This window comes from Leclercia sp. W17, from assembly GCF_003336325.1.
Lineage (GTDB): Bacteria > Pseudomonadota > Gammaproteobacteria > Enterobacterales > Enterobacteriaceae > Enterobacter.
This window is the reverse complement of the sequence record NZ_CP031101.1, coordinates 4,055,131-4,080,062: the sequence shown is the minus strand read 5'-3', so window position 1 is coordinate 4,080,062 and position 24,932 is coordinate 4,055,131. Positions and strand designations below refer to the sequence as shown.

The following is a 24,932-nucleotide window of genomic DNA, read 5'->3' as shown; positions in this document are numbered from 1 at the left end:
GGCATCAGTGGATCCCCAGCAGGCGCGACGCGCTCGCGTTTCCGCTTGCCAGCTGTTCCGTATCGCCATCCCAGGCGATACGGCCATCGGCAATCACCACTGACCGGGGGGCGATCCTGAGCGCATCTTCCACGCTGTGCGACACCATCAGCATCGTCAGGTTCTGACGTTCACATACCTCTTTAACCAACAGCAACATCTCCTGGCGTAAGGCGGGATCGAGTGCCGAAAAGGGCTCGTCCAGCAGCAGGACAGGCTGTTCGCGCACCAGACAGCGCGCCAGCGCGACGCGCTGACGCTGACCGCCCGACAGCTCACCCGGCAGGCGTTCCAGCAGATCGCCGATCCCCATCTGCAGCGCGATGTCGCTTAGCTTCTGCTGTTGCACAGCATTCAGTCTGAGGCCGGGATGCATGCCCAGGCCAATGTTCTGGCGCACGTTCAGATGAGTGAAGAGATTGTTTTCCTGAAACAGCATCGACACCGGGCGCGCAGCAGGCGGCGTACGGGTGTGATCGTGACCGTTAAGGGTGATGCTGCCGTTGGCCGGTTGCAGAAAACCGGCGATCAGATTGAGAAGGGTGCTTTTCCCGGCGCCGCTGGGGCCGAGCACGGCGATAAGTTCGCCCCGGCGCACGGACAAGGTGAAGCGCATCGGCAGGTGCTGATAAAGCCAGGTTACATCAGTCAGTTTTAACATCACGCCCCGGTAGTTTTTCGATAACGGTAAATAACGCAAAGCAGAGCAGCAGCAGCAGCAGCGCCGTGACGGCCCCGTCCTGGCTGCGATACGAGCCGATCTGCTGATAGAGCCAGAACGGCAGGGTGCGGAAATCATCATTACCAAACAGCGCCACCACCCCGAAATCGCCAATCGACAGTACGCAGGCAAAGGCCAGCGCCTGGGCCAGCGGGCGCTTCAGGGCGCGCAGTTCCACCACCTTCAGCCGCTGCCAGCCGTGCATCCCCAGCGAGTCGCAAAGCAGGGTATAGCGGGCGCTGAGGTCGCGCATCGGATTTTCCAGCACTTTCAGCGCATACGGAATGGCCATCAGGGCGTTGGTGAAGATGACAATGCCATCGGCCGATTCGGGCAGGCCAACGGTGCTGTTGAAGAGCAGGAAAAAGCCGCTCGCCAGCACGATGCCGGGCATCGCCAGGATCAGCATGCCGCTGAGATCCAGCGCCTGTCCGGCCACAATCGCCTGCCGGGCATAGAGCTCCCGGCTGCTCCACAGCAGCATCATGGTCAGCAGGACGCAGAGCAGCCCGGCTCCCAGCGCGATGCGCAGCGAAGTGCCCAGCGCCTGCCACAGTACCGGCTGTTGCAGCACCGACAGCAAATTCAGGTTCAGACCATCGACCACCACCGCCAGCAGCGGCGGAATCAACAGCAGCAGCGCCAGGGTAATAAGCAGGCCATCGGTCAGGCGGCTGCGCAGGCTATCCTGGGGATCGCGCCAGCCGGCAAGCTGGCTGGTGCCGACGGGGATAGCTTTCCCCAGCCGCTGGCTCAGCATCACCAGCCCCAGGCAGCAGACCATCTGCACCATCGCCAGCAGGGCTGCCCGGCCCGGATCGTAGTCGTAGCTCAGGGCCTGATAGATGGCGAGCTCGATAGTGGTGGCCTGCGGTCCGCCGCCGAGCGAGAGCACGGTGGCGAAGCTGGCAAAGCAGAGCATAAAGATCAGCGCGGCGACGGGCGGGATCTGGCGGCGCAGCCACGGCCACTCGACGAAGCGGAAAAATGACCCGCCGCGCATCCCGAGCTGGGCGGCAAGCTGACGCTGTTCGCCGGGGATATTCTCCAGCGCCTGTAAGAGCAGGCGCGTGGCCATCGGCATGTTGAAAAAAACGTGCGCCAGCAGGATCCCCTGCAGGCCATAGGGCGAGAAGCTCCACTCCAGCCCGAGCGCCTGGAATAGCGCGGCCAGCCACCCCTGACGTCCGTAAACGCTGAGAATGCCAAATACCGCCACCAGCACCGGCAGGATCAGGGTCATGGCGCACAGGCGCAGCAGCGCCTGCCTGCCCGGGAAGCGACGCCGGTAGAGCGCGCGGGCAAGAAATATCGCGGGCACGACGGAGAGCAGGGCGGAGAGAAACGCCTGCCAGAACGAGAAGCGGATGACGTGCCAAAGATAGCAGTCGTGCAGCAGCGCCGCGACATCGGTGGCTGGCGCGTTAAACCACAGCGCCAGAAATGCGCCCAGGGCGACGGCCACCATCAGCGTGGCGGCCAGCAGCCCCGGCAGCAACCAGCCGGCGATTAACGGCTGACGGCGCGTTGCCATTCATTGATCCATGCTGCACGTTTCCCGGCCACTTCCTGCGGGGTAAATTCCAGCGTGGTTTGCGGTTTCACCAGGGTGTCAAAACCTGCCGGTAACGTCACATTGGTGACCGGGTACATCCAGTTGCCGGTCGGGATGGTGTTCTGGAACGACGGCGAGACCATAAATTTCAGGAACTTCTCAGCCAGCTCCGGCTGTTTGCTGGCTGCGGTCCGGGCGGCGACCTCAACCTGCAGATAGTGACCTTCAGCAAAGTCAGCGGCGGCGTAGTTCTCTTTTTTCTCGGCAATGATGTGGTACGCCGGGGAGGTGGTGTAGCTCAGCACCAGATCGCTCTCCCCTTTCAGGAACAGGCCATAGGCTTCGCTCCAGCCTTTGGTCACGGTGACCGTTTTGGCGGCCAGTTTCTGCCAGGCTTCCGGGGTCTTGTCGCCGTAGACCTTTTGCATCCACAGCAGCAGACCCAGCCCCGGGGTGCTGGTGCGCGGATCTTCGTAGATCACACGCCATTTCTGGTCGCTTTCAACCAGCTCTTTCAGGCTCTTTGGCGGATTTTTCAGCTTGTTTTTGTCGTAGACGAAGGCGAAATAGCCGTAATCGAAAGGCACAAAGGTGTCGTTCTTCAAGCCGCCTGGGACGTTAACCGCATCGGTCGGCACGCCGCTTTTAGCGAACAACCCGGTCTGGGTGGCCGCTTCCAGCAGATTGTTATCCAGCCCCAGCACCACGTCGGCTTTGCTGTTTTTGCCTTCCATGCGCAGGCGGTTCAGCAGCGAGACGCCATCCTCCAGCGCCACGAACTTCAGCTCGCACTTGCAGTCGGCTTCAAAGGCTTTTTTGACCGCCGGGCCCGGGCCCCAGTCGGCAGCGAAAGAGTCGTAGGTGTAGACCGTCAGGACAGGACTGGCCACGGCAGGCAGCGCAACCAGCGCCAACAGGGGAAGAACAGTTTTGAACACTTTGCACCTCATTGTTTGAGAGTGGCAAAGGATTTTGAGCAACAGCCTCAAATCCCTTCGCCGGCGTTATCCGGATCAGGTTCGACGGGTATTTTCTCAGCACACGCTTTCGCGCAGCACCCCGTTGAGAACGGGGGTATTGTAATGATTTGGTGAATATTACGAAAGTGTTATGGTTCCGGCGGCGCAAACCACGCCGATTTAAAATCAAACCATCCCAGCGTATTCATGCGCAAGCCGCGCATACTGCGCTGGCCCTGGATCATCAGCCAGTGGTGGATCAGCGGGACGATCGCCTGCTGGGCAAGCAACTGCTGGCACCAGACCGCAAGATTCATCTCACCCGCGCGCCACTCGGCGGCGTCCTGTTGCCAGTCGCGCTCAATACAGTTTTGCAGAAGCGGCACCTCATAGAGATGTGAGAACAGCGAGAAATCCAGCGGCAGGGTGAAGTTGACGCTGTTGAGCCAGATGTCGCTCACGATCTCGCCGCGATGCCACTCCTCATAGCTGACCTCCTGAATGTTCAGCGTCACCTGTTCGGCGGCGAGCAGCTCGCTCATCATTCTGGCGATCACCCGATGTTCGATATGTTCACGGTAGAAGGTCAGGGTGAGGCTCTCCAGCCCGGCTGGTTTGTCGCCACGTCCCGGGCGGGCGTGGTGCCAGCGCGGCAGCAGGCCATACGCCGGGAACCAGTAGGACTGATACACTTCCTCAGCCTGGTAGATCAGGTTCGCCGGGGAGAGGATCCGGCTTACCCACTGGCGCACCTCTGCGCTGGCCCCGCGGTGGGAGCGGGCGTCAAACAGCAGATAGTAACAGCCCTCTTCAAGCCGACTTTCCACCGCCTTTTCCCCCTCGGTTGGCCCTTCCAGCGTCAGGCCGACGCTCAGCTCTTCGTTAATATCCGGCAACACCCAGACGTTCACCTCGTCAATCAGCGCCCGGTAGCCGAAGTAATCGTCGAAGGCGCGGATCTTCAGCTGGTTATTGTTATTACGGGAAACGGCGTACGGCCCGGTACCTACCGGCAGGCTGGCAAAGTTGTGCATCGTTTCCCATTCGCGCGGCAGGATCATCGACGGCACATACCCCAGCAGCCACGGCAGCCAGCGGTCGGGCTGCGTAAGCTGAATATCCAGCGTCCAGGCGGTGGGTGACTGGACCTGGCTAATGTGTGAATAGAGGGGCAATTCGCGGGCGCGCTGCAGCGAGGCGATAACATCAGCCATCTCCAGCTCGCGGCCATGATGGAAATGGATGCCAGGCCGCAAGAAAAATCGCCAGTGCAGAGGAGAAAGCTGCTGCCAGTGGTGGGCAATGTCAGCTTCCAGTTCCCCATTTTCCTCATTTATGCGCGTCAGCCCGCTAAAGATTTGCCGCGCCATGTGGGTTTCGGAGCGCCGTAATGCGCTGCCCGGCAACAGGTTTTTCATCGGGCGATAGTAGAGCACGCGCAGGATGTGCTTGCCCTGGCGGAAGCTGCGCCCGAGGTGGGAAACCAGCATCTGGCGCACCGCGGCCTTATCGCCGACCAGCTGCACCAGCTGCTCGATGCGGTCCTGCTCCAGCAGATCCTCCGCCCGTTGCTGCTGAAGCGCAAGGCCGGTATACAAAAAGGTGAGACGCGAGCGCTTGCCGCGCCCGGCCTCCGCTTCCCAGCTCAGCCAGCCCTGCTGCTGCATGGTGTTAAGCAGGGTACGCATATGGCGGCGCGAACAGTTGAGCAAGTCGGCCAGTTCGCTGAGCGTGGTCTCCCGGGTCTGGCCGTCACAGCACTGCCACAGGCGGATAAATTGTTGTTGCAGACGACCAGAGGGCATAAAAGGGGAACTCCTGACAAAAAATCAGCAATTTATTAATCCCTATATTAAGCCAATAATTCACTTCGATGAAGCGAGGAGGTGAATATGAAGAGGTCGACCACGAATCAGTTTTACCAACAGTACTTTTCAGCGACAAAGGGAGTGTCTTGGCTGGCCCGCCGGTGTGCAGAGCAGCGCCTGAAAATACTGGAAGAGCTGATGCAGTGGCAGGTGACAACGTCGACCTCGGAACGCTGAATGGCTTCGATCATGTGTGACTGAGTATTGGTGCGAATCACCACGCCAGCAGGTATTATCTGCTGGCTTTTTTCGTTTTCACTTGCGCTAAAGGAACAGTGAATGCTCTGGTTAATGACGATGGGACGCCGTCTAAACGGTGTGTATGCCGCTTTTTTAATGGTGGCTTTTATGATGGGCGTCGCCGGTGCGCTGCAGGCCCCGACCCTGAGTCTGTTCCTGAGCCGCGAGGTGGGTGCCCAACCCTTCTGGGTGGGGCTGTTCTATACCGTCAATGCCGTCGCCGGGATCCTGGTCAGCCTGGGGCTGGCGAAGCGTTCGGACAGCCAGGGCGATCGCCGCAAGCTGATCCTCTTTTGCTGCGCGATGGCGATTGGCAACGCGCTGCTGTTTGCCTTCAACCGCCACTATCTGACCTTATTAACCTGCGGCGTACTGTTGGCCTCAATTGCCAACACCGCCATGCCGCAGCTGTTTGCTCTGGCGCGGGAATATGCCGACAGCTCTGCGCGTGAGGTGGTGATGTTCAGCTCGGTGATGCGTGCGCAGCTTTCGCTGGCGTGGGTCATCGGTCCGCCGCTGGCGTTTATGCTGGCGCTTAACTATGGCTTTACCACCATGTTCTCTATTGCGGCGGCCATTTTTGCCATCAGCCTGGCGCTGATCGCCTTCGCGCTGCCTTCTGTGGCCAGGGTGGAATCGGCGACCACTGTTCCGGTGACGGAGGTAAGCGGCTGGAAAGACAAAAATGTTCGCAGGCTGTTTATCGCGTCCACGCTAATGTGGACCTGTAACACCATGTATATCATCGACATGCCGTTGTGGATCAGCAGCGATCTGGGGCTGCCGGACAAGCTGGCCGGGATCTTAATGGGGACTGCCGCCGGGCTGGAAATCCCGGCAATGATCCTTGCAGGTTATTACGTCAAACACGTCGGTAAGCGGCGGATGATGGTGATCGCGGTGGCGGCGGGTGTGCTCTTTTATCTGGGTCTGATCCTCTTTCACAGCCGCGAGGCCTTGCTTGGCCTGCAACTCTTTAACGCGATCTTTATTGGCATCATCGCCGGGATTGGCATGCTCTGGTTCCAGGATCTGATGCCGGGCAGGGCGGGGTCGGCAACCACGCTGTTTACCAACAGCATCTCTACCGGCGTGATCCTGGCGGGGGTGATTCAGGGCGCGCTGGCGCAAAGCTACGGCCACTCTGTGGTTTACATGGTTATAGCAGGGATTTCGCTGGTGACGCTGGTGCTCACCTGGCGGGTAAAAGATGTCTGAATAAAAAAGAGTCCATTGACTGTGCAATGGACTCTTTAGCGTGAGGGCTAAGCGATTAGCCCATAAAGGCTGGCTGCTTGCTCTCGTAGGCAGCAATGGCCTCTTCGTGCTGCAGGGTCAATCCGATGCTGTCCAGACCGTTAATCATGCAGTGGCGGGGGAACGCGTCGATATTAAAGCTGTAGGTTTTATCCCCGGCTTTTACGACCTGCGCTTCCAGATCCACTTCAAAGGTCATGCCCGGGTTGCCCTGCACCAGCGTAAACAGTTCGTCGACCTGTTCATCACTCAACGTGACCGGCAGCAGCTGGTTGTTGAAGCTGTTGCCATAGAAGATGTCGGCAAAGCTTGGGGCAATCACTACCTTAAAACCGTAATCGGTCAGCGCCCATGGCGCATGCTCGCGCGATGAGCCACAGCCGAAGTTTTCCCGCGCCAGCAGGATAGATGCGCCTTTGTACTCAGGAAAGTTCAGCACGAACTCCGGATTTGGCACTTCGCCTTTGTCGTCCAGAAAACGCCAGTCGTTAAACAGGTGCGCGCCAAAACCGGTGCGGGTTACCTTCTGCAAAAACTGTTTTGGAATGATGGCGTCGGTGTCGACGTTAGCCGCGTCCAGAGGGACCACCAGGCCAGTATGTTGGGTAAATTTCTCTGCCATGATGGTCTCCTTATTTCAGGCTGCGAATATCGGCGAAGTGGCCGGTCACTGCGGCTGCCGCGGCCATCGCCGGGCTGACCAGATGCGTGCGCCCACCGCGCCCCTGACGACCTTCAAAGTTACGGTTGCTGGTGGAAGCGCAGCGCTCGCCCGGATTCAGGCGGTCGTTGTTCATCGCCAGACACATGGAGCAACCCGGCAGACGCCATTCAAAGCCTGCTTCAATGAAAATCTTATCCAGACCTTCAGCTTCCGCCTGGGCTTTGACCGGGCCGGAGCCTGGCACTACCAGGGCCTGCACGCCCGGCGCCACTTTACGGCCTTTCGCCACTTCTGCCGCGGCGCGCAGATCTTCGATGCGTGAGTTGGTGCAGGAGCCAATAAACACTTTATCAATGCTCACGTCGGTCAACGGTACGCCCGGTTTCAGCCCCATATAGGCCAGCGCTTTCTCTGCGCTGGCGCGCTCAACCGGATCGGCGAACGAGGCCGGATCGGGAACGCTGTCGTTAACGGAGATAACCTGCCCCGGATTAGTGCCCCAGGTGACCTGCGGCGCAATCGCTTCGGCCTGCAGAGTGACCACGGTGTCGAATACCGCACCCTCGTCGGTTTTCAGGGTTTTCCAGTACGCGACCGCGTCGTCAAAATCCTGGCCTTTCGGGGCGTGCAAACGCCCCTTCACATAGTTGAAGGTCGTTTCGTCAGGCGCAACCAGACCGGCTTTCGCACCCATCTCAATCGCCATGTTGCACAGGGTCATACGGCCTTCCATGCTCAGGGCCTGGATCGCGCTGCCGCAGAACTCCACCACATGTCCGGTGCCGCCTGCGCTACCGGTTTTACCGATGATTGCCAGCACGATGTCTTTGGCAGTGATGCCCGGTGCGGCCTCGCCGGTGACCTCAATTTTCATGGTCTTCGCGCGACCCTGTTTCAGGGTCTGGGTCGCCAGAACATGTTCCACTTCGGAGGTGCCGATACCGAAGGCCAGCGCACCAAACGCGCCGTGGGTCGCGGTATGGGAGTCGCCGCAAACGATGGTCATGCCCGGCAGGGTGATACCTTGCTCAGGGCCCATCACGTGCACGATGCCCTGGTAAGGGTGGTTCAGATCGTACAGCTCGACGCCAAACTCGTTGCAGTTCTTGATCAGCTCCTGCATCTGAATGCGCGCCATCTCACCGGAGGCGTTGATGTCTTTAGTCTGGGTTGAAACGTTATGGTCCATCGTGGCGAAGGTTTTGCCCGGCTGACGTACCGGACGCTTGTGCGCGCGCAGGCCATCGAACGCCTGCGGCGAGGTCACTTCGTGCACCAGATGGCGATCGATATAGAGCAGCGGGGTTTCGTTCTGCGCTTCATAGACCACGTGAGCATCATAAATTTTTTCGTACAACGTCTTCGCCATGATTACACCCCTTCAGCGACATAGCGGGCAATAATATCGCCCATTTCTTCAGTACTGACCGCCGCGTTGCCGCGGGCTAAATCGCCGGTGCGCACACCCTCTTCCAGGGCGCGGTTGATGGCGTTTTCGATCGCGGTAGCCGCCTCGTTGGCATCCAGGCTGTAGCGCAAAAGCAGCGCTAGAGAGAGGATCTGCGCGATCGGGTTGGCGATGTTTTTACCCGCGATATCCGGTGCGGATCCGCCTGCTGGTTCGTACAGGCCAAAACCTTCTTCGTTCAGGCTGGCGGATGGCAGCATTCCCATAGAGCCGGTGATCATCGCGCACTCGTCAGAGAGAATGTCCCCGAACAGGTTGGAGCAGAGCAGGACGTCAAACTGGGACGGATCTTTAATCAGCTGCATGGTGGCATTGTCGATGTACATATGCGCCAGCTGAACGTCCGGGTATTCCTGTGCAATCTCGTTAACGATTTCGCGCCACAGGATGGAGGATTGCAGCACGTTAGCTTTATCAATAGAGGTCACTTTATGGCCGCGTTTGCGGGCAGATTCGAACGCGATACGGGCGATACGCTCGATCTCAAAACGGTGATACACCTCGGTATCGAACGCTTTTTCGTGCTGACCGCTGCCTTCGCGGCCTTTCGGCTGACCAAAGTAGATGCCGCCGGTCAACTCACGGACGCACAGAATGTCGAAGCCGTTGGCGGCGATATCGGCGCGCAGCGGGCAAAACTCTTCCAGCCCCTGGTACAGTTTGGCGGGGCGCAGGTTGCTGAAGAGCTTGAAATGTTTACGCAGTGGCAGCAGCGCCCCGCGCTCTGGCTGCTCGGCCGGTGGCAGGTGTTCCCATTTCGGGCCACCTACAGATCCGAACAGAACCGCGTCGGCATTCTCACAGCCGGTCACGGTTGCCTGCGGCAACGGCGTACCGTGGTTATCGATCGCGATACCGCCCACATCGTAGTGGCTGGTGGTAATTTTCATCGCAAAACGGGTGCGAACAGCGTCCAGCACCTTCAGCGCCTGTGCCATAACTTCGGGACCAATTCCGTCGCCCGGTAACACAGCAATATGGTAATTCTTCGACATTACACGGTTTCCTTATTGTTCTCTTTATTCTGAGCTTTGCGTTGCAACTCTTTTTCTACTTCTGCGGCGCGCCAGATATTGTTCAGGACGTGAACCATGGCTTTGGCGGAGGATTCGACGATATCGGTCGCCAGGCCCACGCCGTGGAAGCGGCGGCCGTTATAGTTGACCACGATGTCTACCTGGCCCAGCGCGTTTTTGCCCTGGCCTTTCGCCGTCAGGTCATATTTGACCAGCTCAACGTCATATTCGGTGACGCGGTTAATGGCCTGGTAGATGGCATCGACCGGACCGTTGCCGTTGGCGGCTTCGGCTTTAACCTCTTCACCGCAGGCCAGCTTGACGGAGGCGGTCGCGATGTCGCTTGAACCCGACTGCACGCTGAAGTAGTCCAGACGGAAATGCTCTGGTTCTTCCTGCTGCTTGTTGATAAACGCCAGCGCTTCCAGGTCGTAGTCAAAGACCTGGCCTTTTTTATCGGCCAGCTTCAGGAAGCCGTCATACAGGTGATCCATGTTGTAGTCGGTCTCTTTATAGCCCATCTCTTCCATGCGGTGTTTAACCGCCGCACGGCCAGAGCGGGAGGTCAGGTTCAGCTGCACCTGATTCAGACCGATCGATTCCGGGGTCATGATTTCGTAGTTTTCGCGGTTCTTCAGCACGCCGTCCTGGTGAATACCGGAGGAGTGAGCGAAGGCGCCAGTGCCCACAATCGCTTTGTTCGCCGGGATCGGCATGTTGCAGATCTGGCTGACGGTCTGGCTGGTGCGCCAGATCTCCTGGTGATTGATGCGGGTATGCACATTCATGATGTCCTTGCGCACCTTGATCGCCATGATCACCTCTTCCAGCGAACAGTTGCCCGCGCGTTCACCGATACCGTTCATGGCACCCTCAACCTGACGCGCCCCGGCGTGGACCGCGGCAATGGCGTTACCCACCGCCAGGCCCAAATCGTCATGGGTGTGAACGGAGATGATCGCTTTATCAATGTTTGGCACACGCTCATACAGCCCGGTAATGATATTGGAGAACTCAAACGGCATGGTGTAGCCGACGGTGTCCGGGATGTTGATGGTGGTGGCGCCGGCACGGATGGCCGCTTCAACGACACGGGCCAAATCTTCAATTGGCGTACGGCCTGCATCTTCACAGGAGAACTCAACGTCGTCGGTATAATTGCGGGCGCGTTTCACCATATAGATGGAGCGCTCGATCACCTCATCCAGGGTGCTGCGCAGCTTGGTGGCGATATGCATCGGCGAGGTAGCAATAAAGGTGTGAATACGGAAGGCTTCGGCGACCTTCAGCGACTCCGCAGCCACGTCGATATCTTTCTCGACGCAGCGCGCCAGGGCGCACACACGGCTGTTTTTGACGGTGCGGGCGATGGTCTGAACAGATTCAAAATCACCCGGAGAAGAGACCGGGAAGCCCACTTCCATGACGTCTACGCCCATACGTTCAAGGGCCAGAGCAATCTGCAATTTCTCTTTAACGCTCAGGCTTGCCTGTAATGCTTGTTCACCGTCACGTAAGGTCGTATCGAAAATAATGACTTGCTGGCTCATGGGTTAGGTCCTTGTCTGAATTTGGGCGCCTTGCTACGAGCATAAAAAAACCCGCGCAGTGGCGCGGGTTTTTTGTCTTAACCAGAGAACGATTCAACGCTGAATTTCGCCCGCCAGTCTACCGCGCACAGTGGATGCGTTTAGTAGTAGTAGACCGGTGAAACGAATGCTGCGAATCATGAATCAGCTCCAGATAAATAAGATATGCTTTTAGTGGTACTGGATACGCGGATTGATGTCAACCCCTGCCAGGCGAAAACCCCCATTCACCCGCAAGACCCGGGTGGAAACAATTAGCTTATTGTGCTGGTTTTTCCCTTTTCTGCCATTTTCTTATTCTGAATTATGTGTGCGAATTTATCAGTTGAATCGTTTGCATATACTTTATTGCAATTGCTTAAAATCCAGGAACAATAAGTCATCATTTTGAATCCTTTAACTTTCATTAAGTTATCATGATAATTGCGTTGTTACAGGTTGTAAGGTGATTGGCCTGATAATGAATTGTTAAATAATTTAATTAAGTTGCTGTTAATATTTCATTAAAACTTAAATGAGCCTTAACGAGAAGCCATATTGTTTATTTGCGTGATCTATGGTTTCATTCGCAACATAAACTAATTAATATGTTTTATTGTTTTTTAAACATGTTTTCTTATCTTATGTCTGAGTCCTGTCACGGCTGGCGGGTATTTATATATTCCTAATTTGTAACATTTCTCTTTAGCTTGTTTTATATGCGTGATAAATCATATTTTCAAAATTTATTGTTACACACGAGGAAAGGAGTTCAGCGTGACAATGGAGCAGGATATGTGTGAAGAAAGTAGCGAAAAATCGCCTGTATCAGAGGGGGCAAAACCACAGCTCCGTACGGTGGACCTGAATCTTTTAACGGTTTTCGATGCGGTCATGCAGGAACAAAATATTACGCGTGCCGCCCAGTCGCTGGGAATGTCTCAGCCGGCTGTCAGCAATGCCGTTGCAAGACTCAAGGTTATGTTTAATGACGAGTTATTCGTTCGTTATGGCCGTGGCATTCAGCCTACAGCCCGTGCCTATCAGCTGTTTGCATCGGTACGGCAGGCGCTTCAGCTTGTGCAGAATGAACTACCGGGTTCCGGGTTCGACTCGCGCAGCAGCGAGCGTGTTTTCCATCTGTGCGTTTGCAGCCCTCTGGATAATTATCTGACCTCACTTATTTACAATAAGGTGGAGGAAGTTGCACCCAATATTCAGCTGGTTTTTAAGTCATCCCTTAACCAGAATACGGAACATCAGCTGCGGTATCAGGAAACGGAGTTTGTTATTGGCTACGAAGAATTTCGTCGCCCCGAATTTTCTTGTGTACCGTTATTCAAGGATGAAATGGTACTGGTTACCAGCAAAACGCATCCGCGCCTTAATGGTATGCTGCAGGAGAGCGATATTTATCGCGAACAGCATGCGGTTGTTGCGCTCGATCGCTACGCCTCTTTTAGCCAGCCGTGGTATGACACGCCAGATAAGCAAGCCTGTGTAGCTTATCAGGGGATGGCGATGGTCAGCGTATTAAATATCGTCTCGCAAACTCACCTGGTTGCCATCGCCCCGCGCTGGCTGGCTGAAGAGTTTGCCGAGCCGCTGAGCCTGCGGATTATGCCGTTGCCGCTGAACCTTAACTCACGCACCTGCTATCTCTCATGGCATGAAGCGGCCGGTCGCGATAAAGGTCATCAGTGGATGGAAGAGCTGTTGGTTAGCGTCTGCCGTCGATAAATGTGGTCAGGATAAATTTCAGTATTATTGTTATTTATCCTGACTTTTTTTTCGTTTCTGAAATTTTATTCTGTTGAGGATATTTTCACTGCCCTTTGCTGGCCGTAAAAATGCATGAATTACTGTGCCGCCCCCATTTTAAATGATGAACGCTCACTCACCTTCGTTCTCGTAGTCGATTTATCCATAACAAATATTAATACCTTGTTTTTCTTCTTTTGTGATCCTGCGCCAGCCGGGGTTTGCTAATTGCCTGCCTTCCGGCGAGCGGTTATGGTAACTGTCACTCTGCACAATAAAAATCGCCAGGGGTAACCCTGACAAAAAAGACGGCGCAGTGCATATTTCTCCTGTCCGTCTGAAACGATAAGCCTGGAGGCAAATCATGGAGATGTTGTCTGGCGCCGAAATGGTCGTCCGATCGTTAATCGATCAGGGCGTGAAGCAAGTGTTCGGTTACCCTGGAGGCGCGGTCCTCGATATTTACGACGCACTACATACCGTTGGCGGTATCGATCACGTCCTGGTGCGTCATGAGCAAGCCGCCGTACATATGGCTGATGGACTGGCACGTGCGACAGGTGAAGTGGGGGTCGTGCTGGTGACATCGGGTCCTGGCGCGACGAACGCCATTACGGGGATCGCCACCGCCTATATGGATTCCATTCCGATGGTGGTGCTCTCCGGTCAGGTTGCAACCTCGCTGATTGGCTATGATGCCTTTCAGGAGTGCGACATGGTCGGCATCTCCCGTCCGGTGGTGAAACACAGTTTCCTGGTCAAGCAGACGGAAGATATTCCGGGCGTGCTGAAAAAGGCCTTCTGGCTGGCGGCCAGCGGGCGTCCGGGGCCGGTGGTAGTGGATCTTCCGAAAGATATTCTCAACCCGGCCAATAAATTGCCGTATGTCTGGCCGGAGTCGGTCAGCATGCGTTCGTATAACCCTACTACCCAGGGACATAAGGGGCAGATTAAGCGCGCCCTGCAAACCCTGATAGCGGCAAAAAAGCCGGTGGTCTACGTTGGCGGCGGGGCGGTGAACGCCCAGTGCGAAACGCAGCTGCGTGCGCTTATCGAAAAGCTGAACCTGCCGGTGGCCTCCTCATTAATGGGGCTCGGGGCGTTCCCGGCTTCCCATCGTCAGGCGCTCGGCATGCTCGGTATGCATGGCACGTACGAAGCCAATATGACGATGCACAACTCCGACGTTATTTTTGCCGTTGGGGTGCGCTTTGACGATCGCACCACCAATAACCTGGCGAAATATTGTCCTGATGCCACGGTGCTGCACATTGACATCGATCCCACCTCGATTTCCAAAACCGTGCCGGCGGATGTGCCAATTGTGGGCGATGCGCGTCAGGTGCTGGACCAAATGCTGGAGCTGCTGGCGCAGGAAAATTATGCCCAGCCGCTTGATGATATTCGTGACTGGTGGCTGCAGATTGAGCAGTGGCGTGCGCGCCAGTGTCTGAAATACGATACCCAAAGCGAGAACATCAAGCCGCAGGCGGTGATTGAAACTATCTGGCGTCTGACCAAAGGCGACGCTTACGTGACCTCGGACGTCGGCCAGCACCAGATGTTTGCCGCCCTCTATTACCCGTTTGATAAGCCACGTCGTTGGATCAACTCCGGCGGTCTGGGCACCATGGGCTTTGGCCTGCCCGCTGCGCTGGGCGTAAAGCTGGCATTACCGGAAGAGACGGTGGTCTGCGTGACCGGTGATGGCAGTATCCAGATGAACATTCAGGAACTCTCCACCGCGCTGCAGTACGAGCTGCCGGTGCTGGTGCTCAATCTGAACAACGGCTATCTGGGGATGGTGAAGCAGTGGCAGGATATGATCTATTCCGGTCGCCATTCGCAGTCCTATATGAATTCATTGCCGGATTTTGTTCGTCTGGCAGAGGCTTACGGCCACATTGGTATACGTATCAGTCATCCGGCAGAGCTGGAAGCGAAGCTCAGTGAAGCCCTTGAGCACGTTAAAAATAACCGCCTGGTCTTTGTCGATGTGGTTGTGGATGGCACCGAGCATGTTTATCCGATGCATATTCGCGGCGGCGGTATGGATGAAATGTGGTTAAGCAAAACGGAGAGAACCTGATGCGCCGGATATTATCTGTATTACTGGAAAACGAGTCCGGTGCGCTGTCGCGCGTGATTGGGCTCTTTGCACAGCGTGGCTACAATATTGAAAGCCTGACGGTAGCGCCGACGGACGATCCCACGCTTTCCCGCATGACCATCCAGACGGTGGGCGACGCCAAGGTGCTGGAGCAGATCGAAAAGCAGCTGCACAAACTGGTGGATGTCTTACGCGTCAGCGAGCTGGGGCAGGGGGCCTACGTTGAACGTGAAATCATGCTGGTGAAAATTCAGGCCACCGGTTACGGGCGTGAAGAGGTGAAACGCAATGCGGATATCTTCCGCGGGCAGATCATCGATGTCACACCGTCTATCTACACCGTTCAGCTTGCCGGCACCAGCGATAAGCTGGATGCTTTCCTCGCCTCGGTGCGGGATGTAGCAAAAATTGTTGAAGTGGCGCGTTCAGGCGTTGTGGGACTTTCCCGCGGCGACAAAGTGATGCGTTAAAGATAAAAAGTTCGCCTCTCTATTGCCCGGTGCGATTAACCGGGCTTTTTTTTGCGCACCGATGCCGGTGTCGCGACAAAAGCGGTTGCCGCACAGACTATTCTGCGTTTAGATGTTACAAGATTTAGCCATAACCCTGACGAGGTCATGGACTCTTTTCTTTTTTTTAAGGGGTAATTGTGAAACTGGATGAAATCGCCAGGCTCGCCGGTGTGTCGCGAACGACGGCAAGCTATGTGATTAACGGTAAAGCGAAGCAGTATCGTGTCAGCGACAAGACCGTTGAGAAAGTCATGGCAGTGGTTCGTGAACATAACTACCATCCGAATGCTGTCGCAGCAGGTCTACGTGCCGGGCGTACCCGTTCGATCGGCCTGGTGATCCCGGATCTGGAGAACACCAGTTACACCCGGATCGCCAACTATCTTGAGCGTCAGGCGCGTCAGCGCGGCTATCAACTGTTGATCGCCTGCTCAGAAGATCAGCCCGATAACGAAATGCGTTGCATCGAGCATCTGCTCCAGCGCCAGGTCGATGCCATTATCGTTTCAACCTCGTTACCTCCGGAGCATCCTTTCTATCAGCGCTGGGCTAATGATTCCTTCCCGATTGTCGCCCTCGACCGTGCATTAGATCGCGAGCATTTCACCAGCGTGGTGGGTGCCGATCAGGACGATGCTGAAATGCTGGCGGCAGAGTTGCGTACCTTCCCGGCGGAAAATGTCCTCTACCTGGGGGCGTTGCCGGAACTCTCCGTGAGCTTCCTGCGCGAGCAGGGTTTCCGCACCGCCTGGAAAGACGATCCCCGTAAAGTGGATTTCCTCTATGCCAACAGTTACGAGCGCGAAGCCTCGGCGCAGCTGTTCGAGAAGTGGCTGGAAACCCATCCGATGCCACAGGCGCTGTTCACCACCTCTTTTGCCCTGTTGCAAGGGGTGATGGACGTGACGCTGCGCCGCGAAGGTAAGCTGCCGTCCGATCTGGCGATTGCGACCTTTGGCGATCACGAACTGCTCGATTTCCTGCAGTGCCCGGTGCTGGCAGTCGCCCAGCGTCATCGTGACGTGGCAGAACGGGTGCTGGAGATTGTGCTGGCGAGTCTCGATGAGCCGCGTAAGCCTAAACCGGGCCTGACGCGCATCCGTCGTAACCTCTATCGTCGCGGCATATTGAGCCGGTCATAAGAGATACAGGGCAGTGGAAACTGCCCTGAATTTATTGCTATTAATCCGTTCAGGAATGCCCTTATTCTTTTTAAGATAATTCTATAAAAAACATCGCCTCACAGCCTTTTTATTTCACTTTGCTATTTAAAACTTCTTTTCATGTTTATTTAAAAGCCATTAATGACATTATTTGTATTATTTTGTTACACAACCGATCATCATTGCTGAATTATCAACCATTTTTGCCCCCTGAATTTTCCGCCATCCGCTTATCAGCGTTCGACGCGGCGGCAGCGTTGAATCTGGCGCTGTTCACCCCTGACGATATGGCTTAAAATGCCGCCCGCGTCGCAAACTGACACTTTATATTTGGTTGCGACGAGATGAGTGATTTTTAACGCTGCTCTGCATATTCGAGTTTTTTCTCACAAATATTCATCACGTTAATTTTGCCTCGCCAGTTGTACGGTTAATAGCCTGATTAACTTCCGTTCGTAAATCAGTAACATTTAGACTGATGTCGCGGAAGTCCTGGCTTGACAAGCTTTTCCATCGCTCCGTAAACTCCCTTAAGTGGGAATTTGTGGGTAAAAGTGGTGAGGAGGGGTGAGACTGGCATGTTCCGTGGAGCGACGTTAGTCAATCTCGACAGCAAAGGGCGTTTGTCGGTACCAACCCGATATCGCGACCAGCTGAACGAGAGCGCTTCTGGTCAAATGGTCTGCACCATTGACATCAACCACGCCTGCCTGTTGCTTTACCCCTTGCCTGAATGGGAAATCATTGAGCAAAAGCTGTCTCGACTGTCGAGCATGAACCCGCAGGAACGCCGCGTGCAGCGGCTGTTATTGGGTCATGCCAGTGAATGTCAGATGGATAGCGCGGGGCGTTTATTGATTGCGCCAGTGCTGCGGCAGCATGCGGGTCTGACAAAAGAAGTGATGCTGGTCGGACAGTTCAATAAGTTTGAACTGTGGGATGAAACGGCCTGGTATCAACGGGTCAAGGAAGATATCGACGCTGAGCAGTCTGATTCCGCGACATTGTCGGAACGATTGCAGGATTTGTCTCTATAAATATGATGGAAAATTATAAACATACGACGGTGCTACTGGATGAGGCCGTCAATGGCCTGAATATTCGTCCTGATGGCATCTATATTGATGGCACTTTTGGCCGGGGTGGCCACTCACGTTTAATCCTCTCCCAACTGGGCGCGGAAGGCCGTTTGCTGGCGATCGATCGCGATCCGCAGGCGATTGCGGTAGCAAAAACCATTGATGATCCACGCTTTTCTATTGTTCATGGTCCTTTCTCTGCGCTGGCTGATTACGTCAGCGAGCGCGATTTAACCGGCAAGATCGACGGCATTCTTCTCGATCTTGGCGTCTCCTCACCGCAGCTTGATGACGCTGAACGTGGCTTCTCCTTTATGCGCGACGGTCCGCTGGATATGCGTATGGATCCGACGCGCGGCCAGTCCGCCGCCGAGTGGCTGCAAACGGCTGATGAAGCGGATATCGCCTGGGTGATCAAAACCTTTGGCGAAGAGCGTTTTGGCAAGCGTATCGCGCGCGCCATCGTTGAGCGCAACCGCATTGAGCCGATGACCCGCACCAAAGAGCTGGCAGAAGTCATTGCGGCGGCAACGCCGGTGAAGGATAAGTACAAACATCCCGCCACCCGTACTTTCCAGGCGATTCGCATCTGGGTGAACAGCGAGCTCGAGGAGATCGAGCAGGCGCTGAAAAGTTCGCTTGGCGTACTCGCGCCGGGTGGTCGCCTGTCGATTATCAGCTTCCACTCGCTGGAAGATCGCATCGTGAAGCGTTTTATGCGCGAGCAAAGCCGCGGTCCGCAGGTTCCGGCCGGTTTACCGATGACGGAAGAGCAGCTCAAAAAGCTGGGTGGCCGTCAGCTGCGCGCATTGGGCAAGTTAATGCCGGGCGAGGCAGAAGTAGAAGAGAATCCACGCGCCCGTAGTTCAGTGCTGCGTATTGCAGAAAGGACGAGTGCATGATCGGCAAAGTGGCAGGCACCTTAAGCAAGGTCAAAGAGACGTTAGGCAGCAACGAGCGTCATGCGTTGCCGGGCGTGATCTGGGACGATCTGTTGCGTTTCGGCAAGCTGCCACTGTGCCTGTTTATTTGCATCATTGTGTCGGCGATCACCGTCGTGACCACCGCGCACCATACCCGTTTGTTAACGGCGCAGCGCGAACAGCTGGTGCTGGAGCGTGATGCGCTGGATATCGAGTGGCGAAATCTGATCCTTGAAGAAAATGCGCTCGGCGATCACAGCCGGGTGGAACGGATCGCAACGGAAAAGCTGCAGATGCAGCATGTTGATCCCTCTCAGGAAAATATCGTAGTACAAAAATAAGGAAAAACGCGACGCATGAAATCCGCGGCGAAGGCGCTAAAACCAAAACGTCAGGAAGAACAGGCCAGCTTTATCAGCTGGCGTTTTGCGTTGCTGTGCGGCTGCATTTTACTGGCGCTGGGTTTCCTGCTGGGACGCGTGGCGTGGCTGCAGATCATTGCCCCCGACATGCTGGTGCGCCAGGGCGATATGCGCTCCCTGCGCGTTCAGGAAGTCTCGACATCGCGTGGCCTGATCACCGACCGTTCTGGCCGCCCGCTGGCGGTCAGCGTACCGGTGAAAGCGATCTGGGCGGATCCAAAAGAGCTGCATGACGCTGGCGGGATCTCCCTGGATAACCGCTGGAAGGCACTCTCTGACGCGCTGAAAATGCCACTCGATCAGCTGGCTGCTCGCGTCAATGCTAACCCGAAAGGGCGCTTTATCTATCTGGCACGTCAGGTAAACCCTGACATGGCCGACTACATCAAAAAATTGAAGCTGCCCGGCATTCACCTGCGTGAAGAGTCGCGTCGCTACTACCCGTCCGGAGAAGTGACCGCCCACCTGATTGGCTTTACCAACGTCGACAGCCAGGGGATTGAAGGCGTTGAGAAGAGTTTCGATAAGTGGCTGACTGGTCAGCCGGGCGAGCGCGTGGTGCGTAAAGACCGCTATGGTCGCGTGATTGAAGATATTTCTTCAACCGACAGCCAGGCGGCGCACAACCTGGCGTTGAGTATTGACGAGCGTTTGCAGGCGCTGGTCTACCGTGAGCTGAATAACGCCGTTGCCTTTAACAAAGCGGAATCCGGCAGCGCCGTGCTGGTGGATGTCAGCACCGGTGAAGTGCTGGCGATGGCCAACAGCCCGTCTTACAACCCGAACAATTTTACCGGCACGGCCAAAGACGCCATGCGTAACCGTGCCATCACCGACGTCTTCGAGCCGGGTTCAACGGTGAAACCGATGGTGGTGATGACCGCCCTGCAGCGCGGTATCGTCAATGAAAACACCGTGTTGAATACCGTGCCTTACCGCATCAACGGTCACGAGATCAAAGACGTGGCGCGTTACAGCGAATTGACCCTCACCGGGGTTTTACAGAAGTCGAGTAACGTTGGCGTTTCTAAGCTGGCGTTAGCGATGCCGTCCTCAGCGTTGGTAGAAACTTACTCACGTTTTGGGCTGGGAAAGGCGACCAATTTGGGGTTGGTCGGAGAACGCAGTGGCTTATATCCTCAAAAACAACGGTGGTCTGACATAGAGAGGGCCACCTTCTCTTTCGGCTACGGGCTAATGGTAACGCCGTTACAGTTGGCGCGTGTCTATGCAACGATTGGCAGCTATGGCGTCTATCGCCCGCTCTCAATTACCAAAGTTGATCCCCCGGTTCCCGGTGAGCGTATCTTCCCGGAATCGATCGTCCGTACCGTCGTTCACATGATGGAAAGCGTGGCGCTGCCCGGCGGCGGCGGCGTGAAGGCGGCGATCAAAGGCTATCGCATCGCGATCAAAACCGGTACGGCGAAAAAAGTCGGGCCAGATGGCCGCTACATCAATAAATACATTGCATATACCGCAGGCGTTGCGCCTGCGAGTAATCCGCGTTTTGCGCTGGTGGTCGTCATCAACGATCCACAAGCGGGTAAATACTACGGTGGCGCCGTTTCCGCGCCGGTCTTCGGTGCCATCATGGGCGGCGTACTGCGCACCATGAACATCGAGCCGGATGCGCTGGCAACGGGCGAGAAAAGTGAATTTGTAATTAATCAAGGCGAGGGAACAGGTGGCAGATCGTAATTTGCGCGACCTTCTTGCTCCGTGGGTAACAGGCTTACCTGCGAGAGAACTGCGAGAGATGGTACTCGACAGCCGTGTGGCTGCCTCGGGCGATCTTTTTGTGGCAGTCGTAGGTCATCAGGCGGACGGGCGTCGGTATATCCCGCAGGCGATAGCGCAAGGTGTTGCTGCCATTATTGCTGAGGCAAAAGATGAGGCCACTGACGGTGAAGTCCGTGAAATGCATGGCGTGCCGGTCATCTATCTCAGCCAGCTGAATGAACGTCTCTCTGCGCTGGCGGGACGTTTTTATAACGAACCCTCAGACCGGTTGCGTCTGGTTGGCGTAACTGGCACCAACGGTAAAACCACCACCACGCAGCTGATGGCGCAGTGGGCGCAACTGCTGGGTGAAACCAGCGCGGTGATGGGTACCGTGGGTAATGGTCTGTTGGGCAAAGTGAACCCAACGGAAAATACCACCGGCTCTGCCGTTGACGTACAGCACGTGCTCGCCGGTCTGGCTGGGCAGGGCGCGACCTTCGCGGCGATGGAAGTCTCTTCTCACGGGCTGGTACAGCATCGTGTCGCGGCGCTGAAATTTGCCGCCTCTGTGTTCACTAACCTGAGCCGGGATCACCTCGATTACCATGGCGACATGGAAAACTACGAAGCGGCGAAATGGCAGCTGTATGCCACGCATCACTGCGGTCAGGCGATCATCAACGCCGATGACGAAGTAGGTCGCCGCTGGCTGGCTAAACTGCCGGATGCCGTTGCGGTCTCCATGGCCGATCATATTAATCCGAACTGCCATGGCCGCTGGCTGAAGGCCACCGAGGTGACCTATCACGATAGCGGCGCGACCATTCGCTTTGCCTCGAGCTGGGGTGAAGGGGAAATCGAGAGCCGCCTGATGGGGGCATTCAACGTCAGCAACCTGCTGCTGGCTCTCGCGACCCTGTTGGCGCTCGGCTATCCGCTGGCGGAACTGCTCCGTACCTCCGCGCGCCTGCAGCCGGTTTGCGGCCGCATGGAAGTCTTCACCGCCCCAGGCAAACCGACGGTGGTGGTGGATTATGCCCATACGCCGGATGCGCTGGAGAAAGCGCTGGAAGCCGCGCGCCTGCACTGCGCCGGTAAACTTTGGTGCGTCTTTGGCTGCGGCGGCGATCGCGATAAAGGCAAACGTCCGCTGATGGGTGCCATTGCTGAACAGTTCGCGGATATCGCGGTCGTGACCGATGACAACCCGCGCACCGAAGAGCCGCGCGCCATCATCAACGACATTCTGGCCGGTATGCTGGATGCGGGCCGTGCCCGCGTGGTGGAAGGCCGCGCAGAAGCGGTGACTAACGCCATCATGCAGGCTAACGAGAACGATGTGGTCCTGCTGGCCGGTAAAGGCCACGAAGATTATCAGATTGTCGGCACCAACCGTCTGGATTACTCCGACCGTGTAACCGCGGCGCGTCTGCTGGGAGTAGTGGCATGATCAGCGTAACGCTAAGCCAGCTTGCGACGATCCTGCGCGCAGACGTCAGCGGCGATGAGATGAGTTTCGATGCGGTGACCACCGACACGCGTAAAATCACCCCCGGCTGCCTGTTTGTGGCGCTTAAGGGTGAGCGTTTCGATGCACACGATTTTGCTGAACAGGCGAAAGCCGCCGGAGCAGGTGCGCTGCTGGTAAGCCGTAAACTGGATATCGACCTGCCGCAGGCGGTGGTAAAAGATACCCGTTTGGCGTTTGGTGAACTGGCGGCATGGGTTCGCCAGCAGGTTCCGACGCGCGTTGTGGCGCTGACCGGCTCCTCTGGTAAAACGTCCGTCAAAGAGATGACCGCGGCCATCCTCAGCCAGTGTGGTAACACCCTTTATACCGCAGGCAATCTAAACAACGATATTGGCGTACCGATGACGCTGCTGCGTCTGACCCGCGAGCATGAGTTTGCGGTGATCGAACTCGGTGCCAATCACCAGGGGGAAATCGCCTGGACCGTTAGCCTGACGCAACCGGAAGCGGCGCTGGTGAATAACCTGGCGGCGGCACATCTGGAAGGCTTCGGCTCGCTCGAAGGCGTGGCAAAAGCGAAGGGCGAGATCTATACCGGCCTGCCGGCCAACGGCATCGCCATTATGAATGCCGACAACAACGACTGGCTGAACTGGCAAAGCGTTATCGGGGATCGCAAAACCTGGCGCTTCTCGCCTAATGCTGCGAACAGCGACTTCACCGCCAACAACATTCATGTGACCTCTCACGGCACCGAATTTACGTTGCAGACCCCAACGGGGAATGTGGACGTACTGCTGCCGCTGCCGGGCCGCCACAACATCGCCAACGCTCTGGCGGCGAGTGCGCTGGCGATGGCCGTCGGCGCGCCGCTGTCTGCTGTCAAAAGCGGGCTGGCAAACCTCAAAGCCGTTCCCGGACGCCTGTTCCCGATCCCGCTGGCGGAAAACAAACTGCTGCTGGATGACTCCTACAACGCCAACGTCGGCTCCATGACTGCCGCCGTACAGGTGCTGTCTGAGATGCCAGGCTATCGCGTGATGGTGGTTGGCGATATGGCCGAGCTGGGCGATGAGAGCGAAGCCTGCCACCAGCAAGTGGGCGAGGCGGCAAAAGCCTCCGGTATCGATCGCGTATTAAGCGCCGGTCACCTCAGTAAATTTATCAGCCAGGCCAGCGGCGTCGGTGAGCACTTTGCCGATAAAGCGGCGTTGATCGCTCGCCTTAAGGCACTGGTTGCAGAACAACAAATTGTGACAGTTTTAGTGAAAGGTTCACGCAGTGCTGCCATGGAAGAGGTTGTGCACGCTTTACAGGAGAATGGGACATGTTAGTTTGGCTGGCCGAGCATTTGGTCAAATATTATTCCGGCTTTAACGTCTTTTCCTATCTGACGTTTCGCGCCATCGTCAGCCTGCTGACTGCGCTGTTCATCTCGCTGTGGATGGGTCCGCGCATGATTGCCCGTCTGCAAAAACTCTCTTTCGGCCAGGTAGTACGTAACGACGGTCCGGAATCACACTTCAGTAAACGCGGTACGCCGACCATGGGCGGCATTATGATCCTCACCGCGATTGTGGTGTCGGTGCTGCTGTGGGCTTACCCGTCAAACCCGTACGTCTGGTGCGTGCTGGTGGTGCTGATCGGGTACGGAATTATCGGTTTTGTCGATGACTATCGCAAAGTGGTACGTAAAGACACCAAAGGTCTGATCGCCCGCTGGAAGTATTTTTGGATGTCGGTGATTGCCCTGGGCGTGGCCTTCGCGCTCTATCTGGCAGGAAAAGACACCCCCGCTACCGAGCTGGTGGTGCCGTTCTTTAAAGATGTGATGCCGCAGCTGGGCCTGTTCTACATCCTGCTGGCCTACTTTGTGATTGTCGGTACCGGCAACGCGGTCAACCTGACCGACGGTCTTGATGGCCTGGCCATTATGCCAACGGTCTTCGTCGCGGCGGGCTTTGCCCTGGTGGCGTGGGCGAGCGGCAACATGAACTTCGCCAGCTATCTGCATATTCCTTATCTGCGTCACGCCGGTGAGCTGGTGATCGTCTGCACGGCGATTGTCGGCGCAGGTTTAGGCTTCCTGTGGTTCAACACCTACCCGGCGCAGGTCTTTATGGGCGACGTCGGTTCTCTGGCACTGGGCGGCGCGCTGGGCATTATCGCCGTGCTGCTGCGCCAGGAGTTCCTGCTGGTGATCATGGGCGGTGTGTTCGTAGTTGAAACCCTGTCGGTGATCCTGCAGGTAGGCTCTTTCAAGCTGCGCGGACAGCGCATCTTCCGGATGGCGCCTATCCATCACCACTATGAACTGAAAGGCTGGCCGGAACCGCGCGTCATCGTGCGCTTCTGGATTATTTCGCTGATGCTGGTGCTGATTGGCCTGGCAACGCTGAAGGTACGTTAAT

The 24,932-nt window shown here is 56.4% G+C and carries 22 protein-coding genes and 1 riboswitch; of the genes, 13 read left to right on the top strand and 9 right to left on the bottom strand.

Features of this window, described 5'->3' with window-relative positions; all coding sequences use genetic code 11:
- Nucleotides 1–4: 4 nt before the first annotated feature.
- The 4 genes from thiQ to sgrR all read right to left on the bottom strand — a co-directional run bounded on the left by thiQ (nucleotide 5) and on the right by sgrR (nucleotide 5,079).
- Nucleotides 5–700, bottom strand: a complete 696-nt coding sequence (thiQ, locus tag DVA44_RS20275) for a thiamine ABC transporter ATP-binding protein ThiQ (RefSeq protein WP_103823230.1) — start codon at nucleotides 698–700, stop codon at nucleotides 5–7.
- Nucleotides 684–2,294 (bottom strand): thiamine/thiamine pyrophosphate ABC transporter permease ThiP, encoded by a 1,611-nt coding sequence (gene thiP / locus DVA44_RS20270; RefSeq protein WP_114387957.1) that lies wholly within the window; start codon nucleotides 2,292–2,294, stop codon nucleotides 684–686. Before thiP ends, thiQ begins: the two co-directional genes overlap by 17 nt.
- Nucleotides 2,270–3,253: a thiamine ABC transporter substrate binding subunit gene (gene thiB, locus DVA44_RS20265; protein ID WP_114388459.1), complete on the bottom strand. Its 984-nt coding sequence runs from the start codon at nucleotides 3,251–3,253 to the stop codon at nucleotides 2,270–2,272. Before thiB ends, thiP begins: the two co-directional genes overlap by 25 nt.
- 34 nt (nucleotides 3,254–3,287) lie before the next feature.
- Nucleotides 3,288–3,387, bottom strand: a riboswitch (TPP riboswitch).
- A gap of 36 nt (nucleotides 3,388–3,423) precedes the next feature.
- On the bottom strand, nucleotides 3,424–5,079 hold the full coding sequence (sgrR, locus tag DVA44_RS20260; RefSeq protein WP_114387956.1) for an HTH-type transcriptional regulator SgrR: 1,656 nt from the start codon (nucleotides 5,077–5,079) through the stop codon (nucleotides 3,424–3,426).
- 87 nt (nucleotides 5,080–5,166) lie between these two features.
- Here sgrR and sgrT point away from each other — a divergent pair, with 87 nt between their 5' ends.
- Nucleotides 5,167–5,319 carry a glucose uptake inhibitor SgrT gene (gene sgrT, locus DVA44_RS20255; RefSeq protein WP_114387955.1) on the top strand — a complete coding sequence of 51 codons (153 nt, stop codon included), beginning with the start codon at nucleotides 5,167–5,169 and terminating at the stop codon, nucleotides 5,317–5,319.
- A gap of 102 nt (nucleotides 5,320–5,421) precedes the next feature.
- Entirely contained in the window at nucleotides 5,422–6,600 is a 1,179-nt protein-coding gene (locus DVA44_RS20250) for a sugar efflux transporter (protein ID WP_114387954.1), read from the top strand.
- 55 nt (nucleotides 6,601–6,655) lie between these two features.
- Here DVA44_RS20250 and leuD read toward each other — a convergent pair whose 3' ends face one another.
- From leuD to leuL, 5 genes are all read right to left on the bottom strand, one after another.
- A complete protein-coding gene (gene leuD, locus DVA44_RS20245) occupies nucleotides 6,656–7,261 on the bottom strand; it encodes a 3-isopropylmalate dehydratase small subunit (protein WP_114387953.1) in 606 nt (201 codons plus the stop codon).
- A 10-nt stretch (nucleotides 7,262–7,271) separates the two neighbouring features.
- Nucleotides 7,272–8,672, bottom strand: coding sequence for a 3-isopropylmalate dehydratase large subunit (leuC, locus tag DVA44_RS20240; RefSeq protein ID WP_103823236.1), 1,401 nt, complete (start codon nucleotides 8,670–8,672; stop codon nucleotides 7,272–7,274).
- A 2-nt stretch (nucleotides 8,673–8,674) separates the two neighbouring features.
- On the bottom strand, nucleotides 8,675–9,766 hold the full coding sequence (gene leuB / locus DVA44_RS20235) for a 3-isopropylmalate dehydrogenase (RefSeq protein ID WP_103823237.1): 1,092 nt from the start codon (nucleotides 9,764–9,766) through the stop codon (nucleotides 8,675–8,677).
- Nucleotides 9,766–11,337, bottom strand: a complete 1,572-nt coding sequence (leuA, locus tag DVA44_RS20230; RefSeq protein ID WP_114387952.1) for a 2-isopropylmalate synthase — start codon at nucleotides 11,335–11,337, stop codon at nucleotides 9,766–9,768. The genes leuB and leuA overlap by 1 nt, the downstream gene beginning before the upstream one ends.
- Before the next feature lie 93 nt (nucleotides 11,338–11,430).
- Entirely contained in the window at nucleotides 11,431–11,517 is an 87-nt protein-coding gene (gene leuL, locus DVA44_RS26290) for a leu operon leader peptide (RefSeq protein WP_103178258.1), read from the bottom strand.
- Nucleotides 11,518–12,150: 633 nt separating this feature from the next.
- On the opposite strand from leuL, the gene leuO reads away from it, so the two are divergent.
- From leuO to mraY, 11 genes are all read left to right on the top strand, one after another.
- A complete protein-coding gene (leuO, locus tag DVA44_RS20220) occupies nucleotides 12,151–13,095 on the top strand; it encodes a transcriptional regulator LeuO (protein ID WP_139157125.1) in 945 nt (314 codons plus the stop codon).
- Nucleotides 13,096–13,480: 385 nt separating this feature from the next.
- Complete coding sequence (ilvI, locus tag DVA44_RS20215) at nucleotides 13,481–15,205, top strand: acetolactate synthase 3 large subunit (protein ID WP_114387951.1); 1,725 nt, start codon at nucleotides 13,481–13,483, stop codon at nucleotides 15,203–15,205.
- Entirely contained in the window at nucleotides 15,205–15,696 is a 492-nt protein-coding gene (gene ilvN, locus DVA44_RS20210; protein WP_032616525.1) for an acetolactate synthase small subunit, read from the top strand. The genes ilvI and ilvN overlap by 1 nt, the downstream gene beginning before the upstream one ends.
- 179 nt (nucleotides 15,697–15,875) lie before the next feature.
- Nucleotides 15,876–16,880: a catabolite repressor/activator gene (gene cra / locus DVA44_RS20205; protein ID WP_103823241.1), complete on the top strand. Its 1,005-nt coding sequence runs from the start codon at nucleotides 15,876–15,878 to the stop codon at nucleotides 16,878–16,880.
- A gap of 599 nt (nucleotides 16,881–17,479) precedes the next feature.
- Nucleotides 17,480–17,938, top strand: coding sequence for a division/cell wall cluster transcriptional repressor MraZ (gene mraZ / locus DVA44_RS20200; RefSeq protein WP_103178262.1), 459 nt, complete (start codon nucleotides 17,480–17,482; stop codon nucleotides 17,936–17,938).
- 2 nt (nucleotides 17,939–17,940) lie between these two features.
- Nucleotides 17,941–18,882 (top strand): 16S rRNA (cytosine(1402)-N(4))-methyltransferase RsmH, encoded by a 942-nt coding sequence (rsmH, locus tag DVA44_RS20195; RefSeq protein ID WP_103178263.1) that lies wholly within the window; start codon nucleotides 17,941–17,943, stop codon nucleotides 18,880–18,882.
- The gene (ftsL, locus tag DVA44_RS20190; RefSeq protein ID WP_103823242.1) at nucleotides 18,879–19,244 is read left to right on the top strand and encodes a cell division protein FtsL; all 366 of its coding nucleotides are present in this window, start codon (nucleotides 18,879–18,881) and stop codon (nucleotides 19,242–19,244) included. The genes rsmH and ftsL overlap by 4 nt, the downstream gene beginning before the upstream one ends.
- 15 nt (nucleotides 19,245–19,259) lie before the next feature.
- Nucleotides 19,260–21,026 (top strand): peptidoglycan glycosyltransferase FtsI, encoded by a 1,767-nt coding sequence (locus DVA44_RS20185; protein WP_114315899.1) that lies wholly within the window; start codon nucleotides 19,260–19,262, stop codon nucleotides 21,024–21,026.
- Nucleotides 21,013–22,500, top strand: coding sequence for a UDP-N-acetylmuramoyl-L-alanyl-D-glutamate--2,6-diaminopimelate ligase (gene murE, locus DVA44_RS20180; RefSeq protein WP_114387950.1), 1,488 nt, complete (start codon nucleotides 21,013–21,015; stop codon nucleotides 22,498–22,500). The genes DVA44_RS20185 and murE overlap by 14 nt, the downstream gene beginning before the upstream one ends.
- Nucleotides 22,497–23,855: a UDP-N-acetylmuramoyl-tripeptide--D-alanyl-D-alanine ligase gene (murF, locus tag DVA44_RS20175; protein WP_114387949.1), complete on the top strand. Its 1,359-nt coding sequence runs from the start codon at nucleotides 22,497–22,499 to the stop codon at nucleotides 23,853–23,855. Before murE ends, murF begins: the two co-directional genes overlap by 4 nt.
- Nucleotides 23,849–24,931, top strand: coding sequence for a phospho-N-acetylmuramoyl-pentapeptide-transferase (gene mraY, locus DVA44_RS20170; RefSeq protein WP_103823246.1), 1,083 nt, complete (start codon nucleotides 23,849–23,851; stop codon nucleotides 24,929–24,931). Before murF ends, mraY begins: the two co-directional genes overlap by 7 nt.
- The last annotated feature ends 1 nt before the right edge of the window (nucleotide 24,932 follow it).

Excerpts from the sequence above, each read along its gene's own strand:
- thiQ (WP_103823230.1), bottom strand. The coding sequence starts at position 700 with ATGTTAAAACTGACTGATGTAACCTGGCTTTATCAGCACCTGCCGATG.
- thiP (WP_114387957.1), bottom strand. The coding sequence starts at position 2,294 with ATGGCAACGCGCCGTCAGCCGTTAATCGCCGGCTGGTTGCTGCCGGGG.
- sgrR (WP_114387956.1), bottom strand. The coding sequence starts at position 5,079 with ATGCCCTCTGGTCGTCTGCAACAACAATTTATCCGCCTGTGGCAGTGC.
- sgrT (WP_114387955.1), top strand. The coding sequence starts at position 5,167 with ATGAAGAGGTCGACCACGAATCAGTTTTACCAACAGTACTTTTCAGCG.
- DVA44_RS20250 (WP_114387954.1), top strand. The coding sequence starts at position 5,422 with ATGCTCTGGTTAATGACGATGGGACGCCGTCTAAACGGTGTGTATGCC.
- leuD (WP_114387953.1), bottom strand. The coding sequence starts at position 7,261 with ATGGCAGAGAAATTTACCCAACATACTGGCCTGGTGGTCCCTCTGGAC.
- leuC (WP_103823236.1), bottom strand. The coding sequence starts at position 8,672 with ATGGCGAAGACGTTGTACGAAAAAATTTATGATGCTCACGTGGTCTAT.
- leuB (WP_103823237.1), bottom strand. The coding sequence starts at position 9,766 with ATGTCGAAGAATTACCATATTGCTGTGTTACCGGGCGACGGAATTGGT.
- leuA (WP_114387952.1), bottom strand. The coding sequence starts at position 11,337 with ATGAGCCAGCAAGTCATTATTTTCGATACGACCTTACGTGACGGTGAA.
- leuL (WP_103178258.1), bottom strand. The coding sequence starts at position 11,517 with ATGATTCGCAGCATTCGTTTCACCGGTCTACTACTACTAAACGCATCC.
- leuO (WP_139157125.1), top strand. The coding sequence starts at position 12,151 with ATGTGTGAAGAAAGTAGCGAAAAATCGCCTGTATCAGAGGGGGCAAAA.
- ilvI (WP_114387951.1), top strand. The coding sequence starts at position 13,481 with ATGGAGATGTTGTCTGGCGCCGAAATGGTCGTCCGATCGTTAATCGAT.
- ilvN (WP_032616525.1), top strand. The coding sequence starts at position 15,205 with ATGCGCCGGATATTATCTGTATTACTGGAAAACGAGTCCGGTGCGCTG.
- mraZ (WP_103178262.1), top strand. The coding sequence starts at position 17,480 with ATGTTCCGTGGAGCGACGTTAGTCAATCTCGACAGCAAAGGGCGTTTG.
- rsmH (WP_103178263.1), top strand. The coding sequence starts at position 17,941 with ATGATGGAAAATTATAAACATACGACGGTGCTACTGGATGAGGCCGTC.
- ftsL (WP_103823242.1), top strand. The coding sequence starts at position 18,879 with ATGATCGGCAAAGTGGCAGGCACCTTAAGCAAGGTCAAAGAGACGTTA.
- DVA44_RS20185 (WP_114315899.1), top strand. The coding sequence starts at position 19,260 with ATGAAATCCGCGGCGAAGGCGCTAAAACCAAAACGTCAGGAAGAACAG.
- murF (WP_114387949.1), top strand. The coding sequence starts at position 22,497 with ATGATCAGCGTAACGCTAAGCCAGCTTGCGACGATCCTGCGCGCAGAC.
- mraY (WP_103823246.1), top strand. The coding sequence starts at position 23,849 with ATGTTAGTTTGGCTGGCCGAGCATTTGGTCAAATATTATTCCGGCTTT.